General features: G+C 28.4%; 19 protein-coding genes, 1 tRNA gene and 1 other RNA gene. 18 read left to right on the top strand and 3 right to left on the bottom strand.

The window, feature by feature from the left end:
* Nucleotides 1-302: 302 nt before the first annotated feature.
* From CLPU_RS13035 to CLPU_RS12970, 15 genes are all read left to right on the top strand, one after another.
* Nucleotides 303-533 carry a hypothetical protein gene (locus CLPU_RS13035; protein ID WP_050356113.1) on the top strand — a complete coding sequence of 77 codons (231 nt, stop codon included), beginning with the start codon at nt 303-305 and terminating at the stop codon, nt 531-533.
* Between the two features lie 283 nt (nt 534-816).
* Nucleotides 817-1,755, top strand: coding sequence for a phosphate ABC transporter substrate-binding protein (locus CLPU_RS13030; protein ID WP_050356112.1), 939 nt, complete (start codon nt 817-819; stop codon nt 1,753-1,755).
* Between the two features lie 39 nt (nt 1,756-1,794).
* Nucleotides 1,795-2,658 carry a phosphate ABC transporter permease subunit PstC gene (gene pstC / locus CLPU_RS13025; protein WP_050356111.1) on the top strand — a complete coding sequence of 288 codons (864 nt, stop codon included), beginning with the start codon at nt 1,795-1,797 and terminating at the stop codon, nt 2,656-2,658.
* A gap of 18 nt (nt 2,659-2,676) precedes the next feature.
* Nucleotides 2,677-3,510, top strand: coding sequence for a PstA family ABC transporter permease (locus CLPU_RS13020; protein WP_050356110.1), 834 nt, complete (start codon nt 2,677-2,679; stop codon nt 3,508-3,510).
* A gap of 38 nt (nt 3,511-3,548) precedes the next feature.
* Nucleotides 3,549-4,292, top strand: coding sequence for a phosphate ABC transporter ATP-binding protein (locus tag CLPU_RS13015; protein ID WP_050356109.1), 744 nt, complete (start codon nt 3,549-3,551; stop codon nt 4,290-4,292).
* A gap of 18 nt (nt 4,293-4,310) precedes the next feature.
* Nucleotides 4,311-4,781 carry an HAD family hydrolase gene (locus CLPU_RS13010; RefSeq protein WP_050356108.1) on the top strand — a complete coding sequence of 157 codons (471 nt, stop codon included), beginning with the start codon at nt 4,311-4,313 and terminating at the stop codon, nt 4,779-4,781.
* Between the two features lie 123 nt (nt 4,782-4,904).
* Nucleotides 4,905-4,997: transfer RNA gene (locus CLPU_RS13005), tRNA-Ser, on the top strand.
* Between the two features lie 12 nt (nt 4,998-5,009).
* Nucleotides 5,010-5,276: signal recognition particle sRNA large type (gene ffs / locus CLPU_RS16795), an RNA gene on the top strand.
* 143 nt (nt 5,277-5,419) lie between these two features.
* Nucleotides 5,420-7,129, top strand: coding sequence for a DNA polymerase III subunit gamma/tau (gene dnaX, locus CLPU_RS13000; protein ID WP_050356107.1), 1,710 nt, complete (start codon nt 5,420-5,422; stop codon nt 7,127-7,129).
* A 42-nt stretch (nt 7,130-7,171) separates the two neighbouring features.
* Nucleotides 7,172-7,501 carry a YbaB/EbfC family nucleoid-associated protein gene (locus tag CLPU_RS12995; RefSeq protein ID WP_050356106.1) on the top strand — a complete coding sequence of 110 codons (330 nt, stop codon included), beginning with the start codon at nt 7,172-7,174 and terminating at the stop codon, nt 7,499-7,501.
* Between the two features lie 44 nt (nt 7,502-7,545).
* The gene (recR, locus tag CLPU_RS12990) at nt 7,546-8,145 is read left to right on the top strand and encodes a recombination mediator RecR (RefSeq protein WP_050356105.1); all 600 of its coding nucleotides are present in this window, start codon (nt 7,546-7,548) and stop codon (nt 8,143-8,145) included.
* A gap of 346 nt (nt 8,146-8,491) precedes the next feature.
* Nucleotides 8,492-9,313 (top strand): MerR family transcriptional regulator, encoded by an 822-nt coding sequence (locus CLPU_RS12985; RefSeq protein ID WP_050356104.1) that lies wholly within the window; start codon nt 8,492-8,494, stop codon nt 9,311-9,313.
* 173 nt (nt 9,314-9,486) lie between these two features.
* On the top strand, nt 9,487-9,951 hold the full coding sequence (locus tag CLPU_RS12980) for a GNAT family N-acetyltransferase (protein ID WP_050356103.1): 465 nt from the start codon (nt 9,487-9,489) through the stop codon (nt 9,949-9,951).
* Between the two features lie 97 nt (nt 9,952-10,048).
* Entirely contained in the window at nt 10,049-10,870 is an 822-nt protein-coding gene (locus tag CLPU_RS12975) for a GNAT family N-acetyltransferase (protein WP_050356102.1), read from the top strand.
* 252 nt (nt 10,871-11,122) lie between these two features.
* Nucleotides 11,123-11,542 carry a YjdF family protein gene (locus CLPU_RS12970; RefSeq protein ID WP_050356101.1) on the top strand — a complete coding sequence of 140 codons (420 nt, stop codon included), beginning with the start codon at nt 11,123-11,125 and terminating at the stop codon, nt 11,540-11,542.
* A 151-nt stretch (nt 11,543-11,693) separates the two neighbouring features.
* Here CLPU_RS12970 and CLPU_RS12965 read toward each other — a convergent pair whose 3' ends face one another.
* Together CLPU_RS12965 and CLPU_RS12960 are read right to left on the bottom strand one after the other, a co-directional pair.
* On the bottom strand, nt 11,694-12,179 hold the full coding sequence (locus CLPU_RS12965) for a sporulation membrane protein YtrI (protein ID WP_050356100.1): 486 nt from the start codon (nt 12,177-12,179) through the stop codon (nt 11,694-11,696).
* Nucleotides 12,167-12,502 carry a YtrH family sporulation protein gene (locus tag CLPU_RS12960; RefSeq protein ID WP_050356099.1) on the bottom strand — a complete coding sequence of 112 codons (336 nt, stop codon included), beginning with the start codon at nt 12,500-12,502 and terminating at the stop codon, nt 12,167-12,169. Before CLPU_RS12960 ends, CLPU_RS12965 begins: the two co-directional genes overlap by 13 nt.
* 500 nt (nt 12,503-13,002) lie before the next feature.
* On the opposite strand from CLPU_RS12960, the gene CLPU_RS12955 reads away from it, so the two are divergent.
* The 3 genes from CLPU_RS12955 to CLPU_RS12945 all read left to right on the top strand — a co-directional run bounded on the left by CLPU_RS12955 (nt 13,003) and on the right by CLPU_RS12945 (nt 14,871).
* Nucleotides 13,003-13,272, top strand: coding sequence for a pro-sigmaK processing inhibitor BofA family protein (locus CLPU_RS12955; RefSeq protein WP_050356098.1), 270 nt, complete (start codon nt 13,003-13,005; stop codon nt 13,270-13,272).
* A gap of 21 nt (nt 13,273-13,293) precedes the next feature.
* The gene (locus CLPU_RS12950; protein WP_050356097.1) at nt 13,294-13,956 is read left to right on the top strand and encodes a Yip1 family protein; all 663 of its coding nucleotides are present in this window, start codon (nt 13,294-13,296) and stop codon (nt 13,954-13,956) included.
* A gap of 297 nt (nt 13,957-14,253) precedes the next feature.
* Nucleotides 14,254-14,871, top strand: a complete 618-nt coding sequence (locus tag CLPU_RS12945; protein ID WP_050356096.1) for a 50S ribosomal protein L25 — start codon at nt 14,254-14,256, stop codon at nt 14,869-14,871.
* Nucleotides 14,872-14,902: 31 nt separating this feature from the next.
* Here CLPU_RS12945 and CLPU_RS12940 read toward each other — a convergent pair whose 3' ends face one another.
* Nucleotides 14,903-15,097 (bottom strand): hypothetical protein, encoded by a 195-nt coding sequence (locus tag CLPU_RS12940; protein ID WP_050356095.1) that lies wholly within the window; start codon nt 15,095-15,097, stop codon nt 14,903-14,905.
* Nucleotides 15,098-15,568 lie beyond the last annotated feature (471 nt).

Below are 15,568 nucleotides of genomic sequence, written 5' to 3'. Positions count from 1 at the left end.
ATATCTTATAATAAGATTATTAACTTGCTCTAAGAAAAGTATTCTTTTTATATAGATTATATTGATAGGATTTTTATAAATAATCTATATATTAACACTGGTAGGAGTACATACAATAGTAGCAAGTATATAAATATAATATGTAGTTTACTTAATATAGTGATAAATCTATTAACAAAATTTATTTAATAGATAATAATTTTTAAATTAATTAAGTTTTACTTTGTTGGAATAATAAACCTCTATTATGGGAAAGATTTATTTAGAAAGATAGTAAAATACATAGGAGGTTGTTATTTAATATGGATAATAATAGTGCACAAAATACTTTAAGATCTTATTTACAAGAGTTCAAAGAAGATAATAGTAAGGAAAGTATCAATAATTTAGTATCAGCTATGGATTCTATACCAAACGCTGATAGCAAAACTAGAGATTTAATAGTTGATGCAAAAGCAGTTCTTTATGGAGACAAAAGAAATAAGAACGAAATAGTAGAGAAGATAGAAGAGATAATTAATAAAATAAGTTAAAAAGGTTAAACATAACTAAAGATAAAGGTTCATAATAAACAAAAAGAAAAACATAATAAATTTACTTAGTGAATACAAATGATAAAGTTTAGAGATAAGTGAGGATAGATCCAAACCATAGAAGGATTTATCCTTTTTTATTTTTTGTATATTCATATAACAAGAAAACCTATACATATGATACATTGTATAGAAAATATCTATTAATAGAAAACTTTGTCAAATTTTATAATTTATTTGATAATATAGAATTGATATATAACAATAGTGGGGTGATAATATTATGAAAAGGTTTTTTAGCATTTTTATTTCAGTTTTTTTAAGCTTAAGTTTAGTTTTAACTGGATGTAGTAAGGATAATAAGGATCAGTCTAATGAAGCTAAAGATAATGTACAAACTAGCTCAGAAGATGTGAAAAAGTTTGAACCAAGTATAACATTTAATGGATCGTCAACACTTGCACCAGTTATATCTGCTATATCTACAGATTTTATAGAAGATAATACAACTTGGAATAAAGTAGATGATAAATTTCCAGAAGAAAATATAGCTATATATGTATCAGCAGGAGGATCAGGTGCAGGAATTAAAGCTGTTATAGATGGAACTAGCGATTTTGGTATGGTTGCTAGAGAAATAAAGGAAGAAGAAAAGAAAAAAATAAAAGATATAAAAGAAGTAAAAATAGGAATAGATGCATTAACTATAGCTGTAAATCCAGAAAATCCTTTACATAAAGTTAAAAATGATCTTAGTAAAGATGAAATAAAAAAAATATTTGCAGGTGAGTATAAATATTGGGACGAAGTGGACAAGTCTCTTCCACATACAGAAATAGTTGTAGTGACTAGGGACTTAAGTGGAGGTGCCCATGAAGTATTCCAAAAGAATATAATGGGAGATACTCAAGTAAGACAAGATGCTATTCAGTCACCTTCAATGGGAGCATTAGTTTCTAAAATTATGGAAAATAAAAATACTATGGGATATGCTTCTTTTGGTATGGTTAATCAGAATGAAGGTAAATTAATACCATTAAAAGTAGATGGAGTTGAGCCTACTAAAGAAAGCATTTTAGATGGATCATATATAATATCCAGACCTCTTATTGTAGTTAAAAAAGGAGAACTTACACCAACACAACAACATTTTATAGATACAGTTATGTCAGAAGAAGGATTAAAGATTATAGAAGAAATGGGATTTGTTCCAGTAAAATAGGTTCAGAAGGCTATCCTCTGAACTTTTTAAGGTGATAAAATGAGAAAAATACAAGAGAGAATATTCATAATTACAATAAAGACTTTAACTTTTATATCTATATTACTACTTGGTTTCATAATTTTTTTCATATTTAAAGAAAGCTTTACGTTTTTTAAAAATCACTCTATAGCAAAATTTTTATTGGGTAAATCATGGGCTCCTACTCTTCAAGAACCTAAGTTTTCTATATTACCTATGATACTATCTACTCTTTATGTTGCTTTTATAGCTACTTTAATCGCACTACCTATAGGAATCGGTAGTGCACTATTTTTGTCTACTTATTTAAATAAGAATAAAAAAAGATATATAAGATTACTTGTAGAGGTATTAGCAGGAATTCCTTCTGTAGTTTATGGGTTTATTGGACTAGTTGTTTTAGTTAAACTATTTGAAACGAAATTATCGTTATCATCTGGTGAGAGTGTTTTAACAGGAGGAATACTATTATCTATAATGATATTACCTTATATAATTTCTATATGTGATGAATCAATAGAAAGAATATATGATAAATACTTAATTTCTTCAAATGCTCTAGGAGTATCTAAAGCTTACATGATTAGGAAAATAGTTTTAAAGGAATGTAGAAGGAGTATATTAGCAGGAGTAGTACTTGCATTAGGCAGGGCTATGGGAGAAACTATGGCTGTTATGATGGTTATAGGTAACTCACCTATAATGCCAAGGTTATTAGGAAAATGTCAAACTATACCTTCATTAATTGCACTAGAAATGGGGATGACAGAAGTAGGAAGTATGCATTACCATGCACTTTTTGCATCAGGATTTGTTCTCATGGTTTTAATTTTAATTATAAATATTGCACTACATTATATTAAAAAATCTATAGGTTATTAATTTATAGGATGGGGTTCTATGAGAGAGAAAAAGAAGGATTTATTAATTAGAATATGGCTTGGTGTAAGTATAGTTAGTTCTACTTTCTTAGTGTTATATATTTTAGGATACATATTTAAAAATGGATTTGAGGCTATTAGTTTGGACTTTATATTTAATAGTCCAAAAGGCATACCAATAGGTGCTGAAGGAGGAATATTTCCAGCTATTGTTGGAAGCATTATTTTAACTATATTTGCATCTTTATTTGCTTCTATTTTAGGAATATCAACAGCAATATATAATACTTTTTATTGTAAAAATGAAAAAAGAAAAAGCTTTATTTGTATGATAGTACAATGTATATCTGGAATACCTTCCATAGTGTTAGGCCTATTTGGATATACATTATTAGTCCTTTACTTAGACTTTGGAAGATCTGTTTTATCAGCAGGAATAACCTTAGGTATTATGATATTTCCTTTTATTGAAGTAAGGATAGAAAAGATATTACAAGAAACTGATAGTAACATTATCAGTTCATCTTATGCTTTGGGAGTATCTAAAGAGTATACTATTTTAAAGTTAGTATTACCTCTATGTAAAAGTGAAATAGTTTCTTGTGTATTACTAGCAGGTGGATTGGCTATAGGGGCTACAGCTCCTATAATACTTACTGGAGCAGTAATATCTGCACCAGTGCCTAATTCAATTTTTTCTCCTGTGATGGCTCTACCTTTTCACCTATATATACTTGTGAATGAAAGTTTATCGTTAAAAAATGCTTATGGAACATCACTTATAATGATTATATTACTTTTATTAATAAACTTTTTATCTATATTTATTGTTTCAAGAAGAAGCAGTAAATAAAATAGTGAATATAAAAAATAAAGGAATGATAGCTAATTATGAGTATATTAACTATAGAAAAATTATCTGTATATTATGAAAAAAAGAATATATTGAAAGAGATAAGTATGAATATTCATAAACATAAGATTACATCTATAATAGGACCATCTGGATGTGGAAAATCTACTTTACTTTTATCTTTAAATCTTATGATAGAAAATTTAGGTGGAAAAATAGAAGGAGAAGTTAAATTTAATGAAAAAGATATATTAGATATTCCTAAAGAGGAATTAAGAAAAAAGGTAGGAATAGTTTTTCAGAAACCTACTCCTTTTCCATTATCTATATATAAGAATCTAACTTATGCACCTATATATTATGGAATAAAAGATAAAGCTACTTTAGATAAAATAGCAAAAGATAAGCTAAAAATATGTAATCTTTATGATGAGATACACGAAGACATGAATATGTCAGCTCTTAATCTATCAGGAGGTCAGCAACAAAGATTATGTATTGCTAGAACACTTACAGTAGAACCTGAGGTTATACTTTTAGATGAGCCCTGCTCAGCACTAGATATTAAAAATACTGAAAATATTGAAACGATGCTAACAAATTTATCTGAAAGATATACTATAGTAATTGTCACACATAATCTATCTCAAGCCAAGAGAATATCAGACTATACAGCTTTTATGCTAAATGGAGAGCTAATAGAATTTGGAACAACTAAAGAAATATTTGAAAATCCTAGAGATAAAAGAACTAAAGAATATATAGAAGGAATATATGGTTAAAGTATAAGGAGGATTTTTATGTTAAAGTATAATATACCAGGTAGAAAAGATATAGAAATAGAAAACATAGTATTTGACTATAATGGAACAATAGCTGTAGATGGAAAAGTTAGAGAAGAAATTAAAGAGTTAATATTAAAATTAAAGAACTACGTTAAGGTACATATATTAACAGCTGATACATATGGTACAGTAACAAAAGAGTGTGAAAGTCTAGGTATTAATGTTATGACTTTTCCAAGTGATAAAGCTGGTGAATCAAAACGTAATATAGTTATAGGTCTAAATAAGGATAAGACAATATGTGTAGGAAATGGATTTAATGATATACAAATGGCTAAAGAATCAGCAATATCTATAGCTGTAATAGGAGAAGAAGGATGTTGTGGTCAACTTTTATTTAGTTCAGATATAGTCGTTAACTCTATAGAGGATGCTATAAATATTATTTTAAACAAAAATAGAGTTAAAGCTACTTTAAGAGGATGATTTAGAGTTATTAGGAAAAAATTAGATGGTTTGTACACATTGACACATGTCTACTTTTGAGTTATAATGAAAATCTAATTGACTATATATTATAAAAAAAGCACTATTGACTATAAAAAACACGGAGAGATGGCTGAGTCTGGCTGAAGGCGCTCGCCTGGAACGCGAGTAGGCGATAACATCGTCTCGTGGGTTCAAATCCCACTTTCTCCGCCAGTATAAAGTTTGCCATGCTAGATGGGGAGGTAGCGGTGCCCTGTAACCTGCAATCCGCTATAGCAGGATTGAATTCCTAGCTGAGGCATGATTATTGTAGGGTCTGCCCTAGACAAGTGGCGTTGACGATCGGGTCCTACGCAACAGGAGCCCATGAACTCCGTCAGATCCGGAAGGAAGCAGCGGTAAGTGGTTACTTCTTGTGTGCCGTAGGGTTGCCTGGTTTGAGTTAACTATTTAGGTAACGCTTATGGGATCATGTCGAAGCTAGGTGCATGGCTGAAATTTTTAAAAAAGCTATGAATTATTCATAGCTTTTTTGTTATACATGATTTATTTTTATGATTTAGTCTATAATATGGTAGAACTATATACATTTTGATATAATATAGATATTATGACTCTTTTTGAAAGGTGATTTCATGGCTTATCAAGCACTTTATAGAAAGTTCAGACCTAAAGTATTCGATGATGTTTTAGGTCAGGAACATATAACAACCACGCTTAAAAATCAAATATTAAATAATAACGTGGCTCATGCATATCTTTTTTCTGGAATTAGGGGAACTGGTAAGACTTCTACAGCAAAGATATTTTCAAGAGCTATTAACTGTGTAAATAATAAAGATGGTAACCCTTGCAATGAATGTGAAATATGTAAAGGTATATTAAGTGACACTGTAATGGATGTAGTTGAAATAGATGCAGCTTCTAATAACAGTGTAGAAGATATAAGAGAGCTCAGAGAAAATTCCAAGTACCCACCATCTAAAAGTAAACTCAAGGTTTATATAGTGGACGAGGTTCATATGTTATCAAAAGGTGCTTTTAATGCACTCCTTAAAACATTGGAAGAACCACCAAAGCATCTTGTATTTATATTGGCTACGACAGAACCTCAAAAGCTTCCAGCTACTATATTATCAAGATGTCAGAGATTTGATTTTAAAAGAATAACGTCTTATGATATAGTAGAAAATATGAAAAAGATATGTGAAGATTTGGATATAACTATAGAGGATAGGGCCTTAAATCTTATAGCAAGAAATTCAGATGGAGCTATGAGGGATGCACTAAGTATACTAGATCAATGTATATCTTTCTCTTCAAAAGAAGTAAGTTACGATTATGTGTTATCTGTACTAGGTGCTGTTAATAACGAATTAATATTCGAACTTACTAATAATATAATTGAGAAAAACATAGATAATATATTAGATAATATTCATAATATAGTTCAGAGTGGAAAAGATATAAACCAGTTTATAAAAGATTTGATATTACACTTTAGGAACTTAATGATTGTAAAGAGCTCTAGTAATACTGAAAGCACTATTAACGAAAATATGGATATAGTAGAAGAATTAAAGGCTCAATCTGATAAAATAAATTTAGGAACTATAATAAGTTATTTAAACATATTATCAGAAGCAGAGACACAAAGTAAATGGTCTTCACAGCCTAGAATAATACTAGAAGTTAGTATTATGAAAATGATAAATGTAATACCAGAAGCTACTGTAGAAGATCTCCTAAAAAGAATAGATGATTTAGAAAGTAAAATTAAAAATGGTAATTTTATAAATAATGTATCTGTTAATACTAGTAAAACTAATAATATAGATGTAGGTATTAAAGAAAGACAACCTGGTAAAAGTTATAACGAAAAAGAAGAACTAATAGAAAAAACTGAAAAAGTATCACAGAATGATATTAAACAAGATAATAATGAACTCGAAGAAGATGTTAGAATACCTAATACTGATATATCTTTTGACTATGTATCAAAAGAATGGAGTAATATTTTAAAGAAAGTAAAAACAGAAAAGATAGGACTTCATGCTCTTATAATGGAAGGTAAGCCAGCTAATCTAAAAAATGGTGTTCTTACAATAGCTTTTGATGAAGGATTCGGATTTCATAAAGATGCTGTAGATAAAAAAGAAAACAAAGAGTCAATAGAAAAAATAATAAGTGATTACTTAAATTCTAAAATAGAACTTAAACTTATAATGGCAAGTGAAATAGTAAATGTACAGCAAGAAAAAATAAAATCTGAAGATAATAGTAAGGAATTAATAGAAGAAGTAATAGATATATTTGGAGAAGAAGTAGTAGAAGTTGAGGATTAACTAAAAAATAAATATTTAAATATATTAAGGAGGCTGATAATAATGAAATTTCCTGGTATGGGTGGCAACATGGGTAATATGATGAAACAAGTTCAAAAAATGCAAAAGAAGATGGTGGAACTTCAAGCAGAACTAGAAGAAAAAGAAGTAGAAACAAGTGCTGGTGGTGGAGCAGTTACTGTTAAAGCTAATGGTAAAAAAGAAATTGTTTCAATTGTTATAGATAAAGATGTAGTAGATCCAGATGATGTTGAAATGTTACAAGATTTAATTCTTGCTGCAACAAATGAAGCGTTAAGAAAAGCAGAGGAAATGGTTTCAGGAGAAATGCAAAAATTAACTGGTGGGATGAACTTACCAGGATTATTCTAGAGCTAAAGTTTTTAGCTCTTCTTTTTTATTGGAGGATGATGTTTGTGGAATACTTTGCTTATCCAGTAGCAAATTTAATAGAAGAATTTTCTAAGCTTCCTGGAATCGGAAAAAAAACAGCTCAGAGATTAGCTTTTCATGTATTAAATATGAGTCCGAATGATGCACAAGGATTAGCAAGTGCAATAGTAGAAGCTAAAAAAAATATAAGATACTGTAGTGTATGTAGTAACTTAACAGATAAAGATCCATGTTCTATATGTGAAAGTAAGAGAAGAGATGAAACTTATATCTGTGTTGTGGAAGATCCGAGAGATGTTATTGCAATAGAAAAAACTAAAGAGTTTAATGGTCTATACCATGTACTACATGGAACTATATCTCCTATGGAAGGGATAGGACCTGAAGATATAAAAATTAAAGAGTTATTACAAAGAGCATATGAGGGAAATGTAAAAGAAGTTATATTGGCTACTAATCCAACTATTGAAGGAGAAGCTACTTCAATGTATATTTCAAAATTACTAAAGCCTATGGGAATAAAAACTACAAGATTAGCTTACGGAATACCTGTAGGAGGAGATTTAGAGTATGCGGATGAAGTTACATTGTCAAAAGCATTAGAAGGAAGAAGAGAAATATAGTATTTATAAGAAACTGTATAAAGTGAATAAACTTCTATTATTTTATGAGAAATTGTATTATTGAAAATAAATCTGAATAGAAAACATGGTTATAGAAGAATAAAATCTTCTTTAAACCATGTTTTTTTATTTCTTCACTTAACTTTTTACTTGAATCTAGTAAAGTCAGTAAATTTATAAGTTGAATTGTGCTAAAAGAGTAAAAGTATATTATAAAAAAGTTTTTCACAACTATATATAGAATTTCTTATAATGAATATTTTTAAAAAATTCTATTGACTCTCCTGTTAGGGGAGGGCTTACCATTTATTTGATGGCTTAAAATATGTGGATATAGGTGATTAAAATGTTTAAAATTGGAGATTTTGCAAGATTAAATAAAGTGACAGTCAAAACGCTAAGACATTATGACGGTCTTGGATTGTTACAGCCTGAAAAAATTGATTCTTTTACAGGATATCGATACTACTCTGCGAGTCAGATGCCGAGACTAAACCGTATACTTTCGTTAAAGGATATTGGATTTTCTCTAGACGAGATTGCTTTGATATTAAATAAGAATATGGATTTGGAGCAAATACGGACTCTATTGGAATTGAAACATTTAGAAATCCTAGACAGAGTAAAGAATGAACAAGCAAGACTTAGTCGTATTGAAACTTTCATTAAAATGTATAAACAGGAGGAATATATCATGAAATATGATATTGTGTTAAAAGAAATTGAACCTGTGAGAGTCGCAGCACTAAGAGATACTATTCCAACCTATAGTGAACAAGGACATTTGTGGGAAGAGCTGGCAGGACATATAGAAAAGCACGGTGCTAAGATAGTTCCACCATGTATGATTATATACCATGATATAGGATATAAGGAAGAGTGTGTTGATGCTGAAGTAGTTGAACCAATTGATGGAGACTTGCCTGATACTAAGAGAATCAAGATTAAAAAGCTTGAGAGTGTAAAAGAAATGGCATGTGTCATTCATAAAGGATCATATCAAACTCTTCATATGGCTTATAATGCCATTTCCAAATGGATTGAAGAGAATAAGTATGAAATCATTGGGCCTCAGAGGGAATTATACCTAAAGGGAGAGTGGATAACTTCAGATCAGGATGAATTCATAACTGAAATTCAGTTTCCAGTACGAAAAATAAATGGATAAGACTGTATTGATGATATGGAAGAAAAATACGATAATATTTAAAAAGTAAGTAAATTTGATCCTAGATATAAGAGTAGATAATTATAATTCTAAGAAAGACATTCTTGTTCTTATTTGACATGCTACATATGTTGGTTAGTAGTAAAATATTTTAAATTTAGAGGGGATTATATATGGACAATTTTGAATTTACAAATGGGAATATAGAATTACTTGATTTAGTACAACCTTTATGGGAAAAATTGAATAAACATCATAAAATTAACTCCAATTATTTTTCTGATAAGTTCAAAAATCTGAATTTTGAAGTTAGAAAGAACCAGTTTATTAACGACAAGAATTTAAAGCTCAAAGTAGATTTAATTAAAGATAAGGAAAAAGATTTATATATAGGTTATTGCATTAGTACAATAAATAAGGACTTAATTGGAGAAGTTGATTCTCTTTTTATTGAGAAAGAATATCGTAAGTATGGTTTAGGTGATAAATTAATGAATAGGGCATTAGAATGGTTAAATATCAATAAAGTAAAAACAAAAATAATAGGAGTAGCAGAAGGAAACGAAAGTGTATTAGAATTTTACAAAAAATATGGTTTTTATAAAAGAAGGGTAATTTTAGAGCAGATAAATGAATAGACTTTATTGCAAAATCCTACATAAAGGTTATGACCCTTCGGAGTCATCCTTGCGAGTGATTCTGAGAGATTTTTTATATTTCTAGGGGGTGGTATTGATGATTAGATTACTTACACAGGCTGATGAAAAGATGATTTTAGAATATCTCAAAAGAAATGAGATTGCAACATCATTTTTATATGCCAATATTATTGAATTTGGTATTGATAATATAAGAGACACAAGAAGATGTGCAGATTACTATGGATTTTTCGACGGAGAAGTGCTAAAAGGCATTTTACCTTTCTATAATCTTGGAAGTTGTATACCTCACTACGAGGATGATGAAGCTATACCTTTATTTGCAGAACTAATGAAGGATAGAAAATTTGAATTTTTACTTGGCATGAGTAAAGTTATAAAACCATTATACGAAAAAATTAAAGGTCATAAAGAAATTTGGGAATATGATGAAAGCTATTATTTTATAAACAAAGCTTTCAAACCTTTCATATTGGATGAAATAAACTTTATAAATGTAAATGAAATAAATAGTGAAGATATAGTTGATTTTATTGTAGATGCACGTGCTAATGGATTTAATCAGACTGTAACAAGAGAAGATATTAGGGAAACATTAGCGCAAAGAGGGAAAGAAGAAGAATTTATTATTGCAGAAAAGAATAATAAAATGGTAGCACAAGCATGTGTACAGGTATATACTCATAGAACTAACCAGATTGGTAGTGTCTATACAATTAAAGAAGAAAGAGGTAAGGGGTATTGTAAAGCAATTGTATCTCAAATGTGTACTAGAATTATTGCGAGAGGTAAGGTACCAACTCTTTCTGTTAAAAAGAATAACATACCTGCCGTTAAGGCCTATACTACATTAGGGTTTGAATATTATGATGATTATTTAATAGTGAGACTTAATTAAAAGAAATAGAAAATGACTTAATAGATAAAAGTTATTTTTATTGGTCTAGAAGTATTAGAGTAAGAGTGAGAAAGCTAAGTGATTAAAAAAGGTGACTTGTTGACAGCATAAAGCTGTACATGATAAATTTTAGATAGAGATAAAAACACAGTTTCGGTTGGTAGTCCGAACCTATCTATAATAAAAGATAGCAGTAACCTGCCCTCCTGGGTTGTCCATTCTCAGTTAAGAAGTTAATTAGGAGGGATACAATTGAATAAAATCAAGTCAAAACTTACTGTATATTTTGATAGCCCGTTTTGGAGTTGTATAGTAGAGGTTGAAGACTCAGATATTTATAAGGTATCAAAAACAGTCTTTGGTTCAGAGCCTAAAGATTATGAAGTATACGAATGGATTCTTAAAGAGTATTATAATCTAAAATTTAGTTCCAATAAGTCATCTTCTGAATTTAAAGAGAAAAGAATAAATCCAAAAAGGCTACAAAGACAAGTAAGAAAAGAAATTAATAATCAAAGTATAGGAACAAAAGCTCAGGAAGCAATCAAAGAATCTTTGAAAGCTAGTAAGTTAGAACGGAAAAAATATAAAAAATTGCGTAAAGAAGAACAAAAAGAACTGAAATTCCAACTAAAACAGCAAAAAAAGAAAGAGAAGCATAAGGGACATTAGTTCCCTAAAGGTGAAGTATATAATTAGGTATTATCTTTTACTATAAATGAAAATTAACTATTTTTTTAATGCTTAGTACAAAACAGAATATTAAAAACATGGCTTAAAAGAAAAAATATTATTCATGCCATGTTTTTTATTTTACTTTTCTTTATTCTTCTAATTTTGTTTCTACCCAAATTTCTAGTATATCTGTTAGGAATATCTTACTAACTTTTAACTTGTACTCTTTTTCACCTATTTTCATGATCCTCTTATCAATAATTGCATCTATAATATCTACATTAATAGTTGTTACTTCTTTTCCAAGAAGTTTAATATATTTTTCTTTAATAGACTTTTCTAAAGAAATCTTATCAATTTCATCATTTTTATTATTTTTTTCATCTTTATGAATTAAGACAATCTTTATATCTTTAAGGATTAATTTTTGACTATTTATAGATTCTTCTAACTTTTTCAAACGAATTTCCTTATCTTCTATGACTGATTCAAGATATTGAATGTTTCTAATATACTGATCTATTCTATAGCTTACCAAAGCACTTGATATAGAAACACCAAGAAGTATTCCAACTATTATGCCAGTTGTTATGGAGAAAAAAAGTTTAAAACTTGTTTTTTTTATTCTATCCATAAATTACCACACTTTTCAAGTAATTTTATTACGAAATAGCCCAAATTTGAGCCAACTAAAGCAGACATAATAAATGCTATTTGTTTAATTATAGATCTAATTTCCCCCTTAAGAAGACCTTGTTCTATTATTTGAAAAGAAGAAAAAGTTCCTCCTAGTCCTACTGCTACTGCCCATATTTTTATAGAGCTAGATACATCAAGCATAGTTTTAAAAGGGGGATGATTGTTAATTAGTGCTCCTATACCTGCAAAGAAACTAGCTCCAATAACTACTCCAAAAGCAATTAAGAATGTATATAAAAGATTACTAAAAAAGATCATAGTGCAAGTCACCTTACCTCTGGTTTTAATTTTTTATAAAGTATGATATTTTAAAGATATTATCGTTTTACAATTTTATACTATATTAATATATTCTATCGTTATATTTAATAGAATTGTTTTATAGATAAAGATTCTTTAATATCATTCTTGATTAGATAATGAAGGAGAATAAATTAGTATGTAAAATATTATAATTTATTACGACATATTATAAATTAGCACATACTTATGGTAGAGTAGAGCAATTGAGGGATAATATATTATTCAATTTCGACATTATGATAGAATAGTAAGACTAAACTTTTAAGGAGGAGAAAATATATATATTGTACAGTAGGGGTATATGTATTAATATAGTTTTATGAAGATATGTTAACACATATAATGGTGTAAAATAATATGGTTAAGACATATTTTAAATATTGAAATTATATATTTAGAATAAACGAACACAGATTAAACTAATATGAATAATATTTATAAAGAGGTGAACTTATATGGCAGGAGTAGAACTTAGCGGAATAATTGCTTTTGGAGTAGGACTTGTTCTTTTATATCTTATAGGTTGGCTATTGGTTATACCAATTAAAATTATATTTAAACTTATTGTTAATGGAATAATAGGAGGTATAATTTTATTTGTAATTAATATTGTTGGTAGCGTAGTAGGAATATCTTTAGGTATAAACCCTGTGACTGCACTTGTAACAGGATTTTTAGGCGTTCCAGGGGTGATTCTATTATTGATATTAAAATATCTAATTTAGTAATAATTAAGGAGGGAAAAAATGAAATTTTTAAACAAATTTATAGGTATGATTTATAGACCTAAAGAAGTATTAAGAGAAGTTAATGAAAAACCTTCAATACTGGAATCATTAATTCTAATTGTAGTAATTCCTTTAATCTATTCATTATTTTTCTTAAATGAAAAAATACTTTTGAATACCATAAATGGTACTGGGGATATGTCTCAAGACGTAATAGATATGGTAGATATGAGAGGATTCTTTACTCTATTTATGATTTTTGCAATTATGTTTCTTTCTCCAATAGGTCATTTCATTACTACATCAATATACCACTTATTAGCAGAGTTCTTTGGTTACGAGGGGAAAGGTAAGAACTTATTTGTAACATTAGCATATGCAGGAGTTCCATCACTTATTTTAGGTTGTATTCACTTAGTAGCTATGTATTTCAATAATCAAATATTAGGACTTATAATAAGTATTGCATCTATGATATGGAGTATTGTTCTATCGATATTTGCTATAGGTGAAACTTATAAAATGGGTGGAGGAAAATCTTGTTTACTATACTTTATTCCTGTAATAATTATATGCGCTTTTATAGGTCTATTTATAGGAATAATTGCAACAGTAGCAATTACTATGTTTGATCCATCTAGTTTAGAGATGATAAGAAGTGGAATATTAATGAATATGTAATTTGCTTAATAATAAGTTATTTACAGATATAAGAATTACCATATATAAAAATGATTACTATGAATATAAAACTATATAAAACCTAAAAACTTTTAGCTTGTTGAATACTTATTATATCAAGTAAGTATCAACAAGCTAATATTATTTAAATATCAAAAAAATACTTACTACATAAAAATTACAGTAGAATTAAGAAAACAACCAGCCATCTTGTTTTTTCTATTACTCTAAATCTTTCTATGTTTAAAATCTTTAACAATGGACATACTTAAGTTTAGAAAGAAGGAGGTATGGGAAATGAATCAAAGTATGATGAGTTGTGCTATGAGAAGTGAGGTAGGAAGTAGACAGTCTAATAGGACTAGGAATAGAGGATTTATTCCAGCTATATTATATGGAAGAAACTTTTCTAATTATCCTATAGAAATAGACTCTAAAGAGTTAAGTAACATAGTAAGAGATTATGGGGAGAACGCCCTAGTAAGTTTATCTATAGAAGGTAATATGTATACTGCTATGATAAAAGATATACAAAGGGATGCGTTTGAAAAGGATATAATTCATATTGATTTACAACAGGTAGATAGTACGGAAAAGATTCAAACATCTGTACCTGTTTTATTGACCGGGAAAGAATATACTGTTAGTAGTGGAATTATTCAACAACAGATGGATAAGTTAGATGTGGAATGTTATCCTAATGAAATACCTAAGTTTGTATCTGTGGATGTATCGCAGTTAGGAATAGGTGAATCTATTAGAGTTTCAGATGTGGAAATAGGTGAAGAACTTACAGTACTAAATGGCAGAGAAGATGTAATAGCTTCGCTTTCTTCAGGTAAGATGGAGTCTGCTGAAAAATATTCAGATGAAATAACTCCAGAAGATATCCCTAAAGAGATTGAGGGAAAATAAAACACGGTGTTTATATAACATCGTGTTTTAACTACTTTAGTATAGTCAAACTTGAACTTCTAGATTTTGATCTATTAGAATTTATGCTTGTACTACGTTTAGAGTCAGTATTATTTCCACCTGATTTTTTAGAACCTTTAATTAAAGTATTCATTAAATCTGATATTATGAAACTTTGAAATAGCAGTACAGGAATCAGAAATATAACTAGTATTATAAAGTTCATTTAATCATCTCCATTTCAGATTAAAACTTATATAAAATATATAACTACTAAATACTTATACATCATATTATACCAATTAATGTACTTCAATTCCATGACATATTTTGTAGCATTGCAATGTCAGTTGTCATATTTAGAAGAAAAGAAAAAATACTATTATTAAATAATAATTGAATATATTAATATATTATAGTAAATTAACGTTTATCTCTTAAAATGTACATAACTGAAAATTGATATAAAAAACCAAAAAAATTTTTAAATAATAAAAAAGTATTGACAAGTATATAAAAAATATGATAAAGTAAAAAAGTCGCTGCAAGACGACAGAGAAAAATGAAAAATAAAAAAGTTCTTGACAAAGAACGACAAAAATGATAAACTTATTAAGCGAGTTTGAACTTTGAAAATTGAACAGTGAAAAGCCAGTTAATTCCTAGAATAACTGAAATAAATAAAACTCAACTTTAG

The organism is Gottschalkia purinilytica (assembly GCF_001190785.1).
Taxonomy (GTDB): domain Bacteria; phylum Bacillota; class Clostridia; order Tissierellales; family Gottschalkiaceae; genus Gottschalkia_A; species Gottschalkia_A purinilytica.
This window is presented reverse-complemented; position numbering and strand designations above follow the sequence as displayed.

What these genes read in the sequence shown, in the direction of transcription:
- CLPU_RS13035 (WP_050356113.1), top strand. Translation starts at nt 303, where the DNA reads ATGGATAATAATAGTGCACAAAATACTTTAAGATCTTATTTACAAGAG.
- CLPU_RS13030 (WP_050356112.1), top strand. Translation starts at nt 817, where the DNA reads ATGAAAAGGTTTTTTAGCATTTTTATTTCAGTTTTTTTAAGCTTAAGT.
- pstC (WP_050356111.1), top strand. Translation starts at nt 1,795, where the DNA reads ATGAGAAAAATACAAGAGAGAATATTCATAATTACAATAAAGACTTTA.
- CLPU_RS13020 (WP_050356110.1), top strand. Translation starts at nt 2,677, where the DNA reads ATGAGAGAGAAAAAGAAGGATTTATTAATTAGAATATGGCTTGGTGTA.
- CLPU_RS13015 (WP_050356109.1), top strand. Translation starts at nt 3,549, where the DNA reads ATGAGTATATTAACTATAGAAAAATTATCTGTATATTATGAAAAAAAG.
- CLPU_RS13010 (WP_050356108.1), top strand. Translation starts at nt 4,311, where the DNA reads ATGTTAAAGTATAATATACCAGGTAGAAAAGATATAGAAATAGAAAAC.
- dnaX (WP_050356107.1), top strand. Translation starts at nt 5,420, where the DNA reads ATGGCTTATCAAGCACTTTATAGAAAGTTCAGACCTAAAGTATTCGAT.
- CLPU_RS12995 (WP_050356106.1), top strand. Translation starts at nt 7,172, where the DNA reads ATGAAATTTCCTGGTATGGGTGGCAACATGGGTAATATGATGAAACAA.
- CLPU_RS12985 (WP_050356104.1), top strand. Translation starts at nt 8,492, where the DNA reads ATGTTTAAAATTGGAGATTTTGCAAGATTAAATAAAGTGACAGTCAAA.
- CLPU_RS12980 (WP_050356103.1), top strand. Translation starts at nt 9,487, where the DNA reads ATGGACAATTTTGAATTTACAAATGGGAATATAGAATTACTTGATTTA.
- CLPU_RS12975 (WP_050356102.1), top strand. Translation starts at nt 10,049, where the DNA reads ATGATTAGATTACTTACACAGGCTGATGAAAAGATGATTTTAGAATAT.
- CLPU_RS12965 (WP_050356100.1), bottom strand. Translation starts at nt 12,179, where the DNA reads ATGGATAGAATAAAAAAAACAAGTTTTAAACTTTTTTTCTCCATAACA.
- CLPU_RS12960 (WP_050356099.1), bottom strand. Translation starts at nt 12,502, where the DNA reads ATGATCTTTTTTAGTAATCTTTTATATACATTCTTAATTGCTTTTGGA.
- CLPU_RS12955 (WP_050356098.1), top strand. Translation starts at nt 13,003, where the DNA reads ATGGCAGGAGTAGAACTTAGCGGAATAATTGCTTTTGGAGTAGGACTT.
- CLPU_RS12950 (WP_050356097.1), top strand. Translation starts at nt 13,294, where the DNA reads ATGAAATTTTTAAACAAATTTATAGGTATGATTTATAGACCTAAAGAA.
- CLPU_RS12945 (WP_050356096.1), top strand. Translation starts at nt 14,254, where the DNA reads ATGAATCAAAGTATGATGAGTTGTGCTATGAGAAGTGAGGTAGGAAGT.
- CLPU_RS12940 (WP_050356095.1), bottom strand. Translation starts at nt 15,097, where the DNA reads ATGAACTTTATAATACTAGTTATATTTCTGATTCCTGTACTGCTATTT.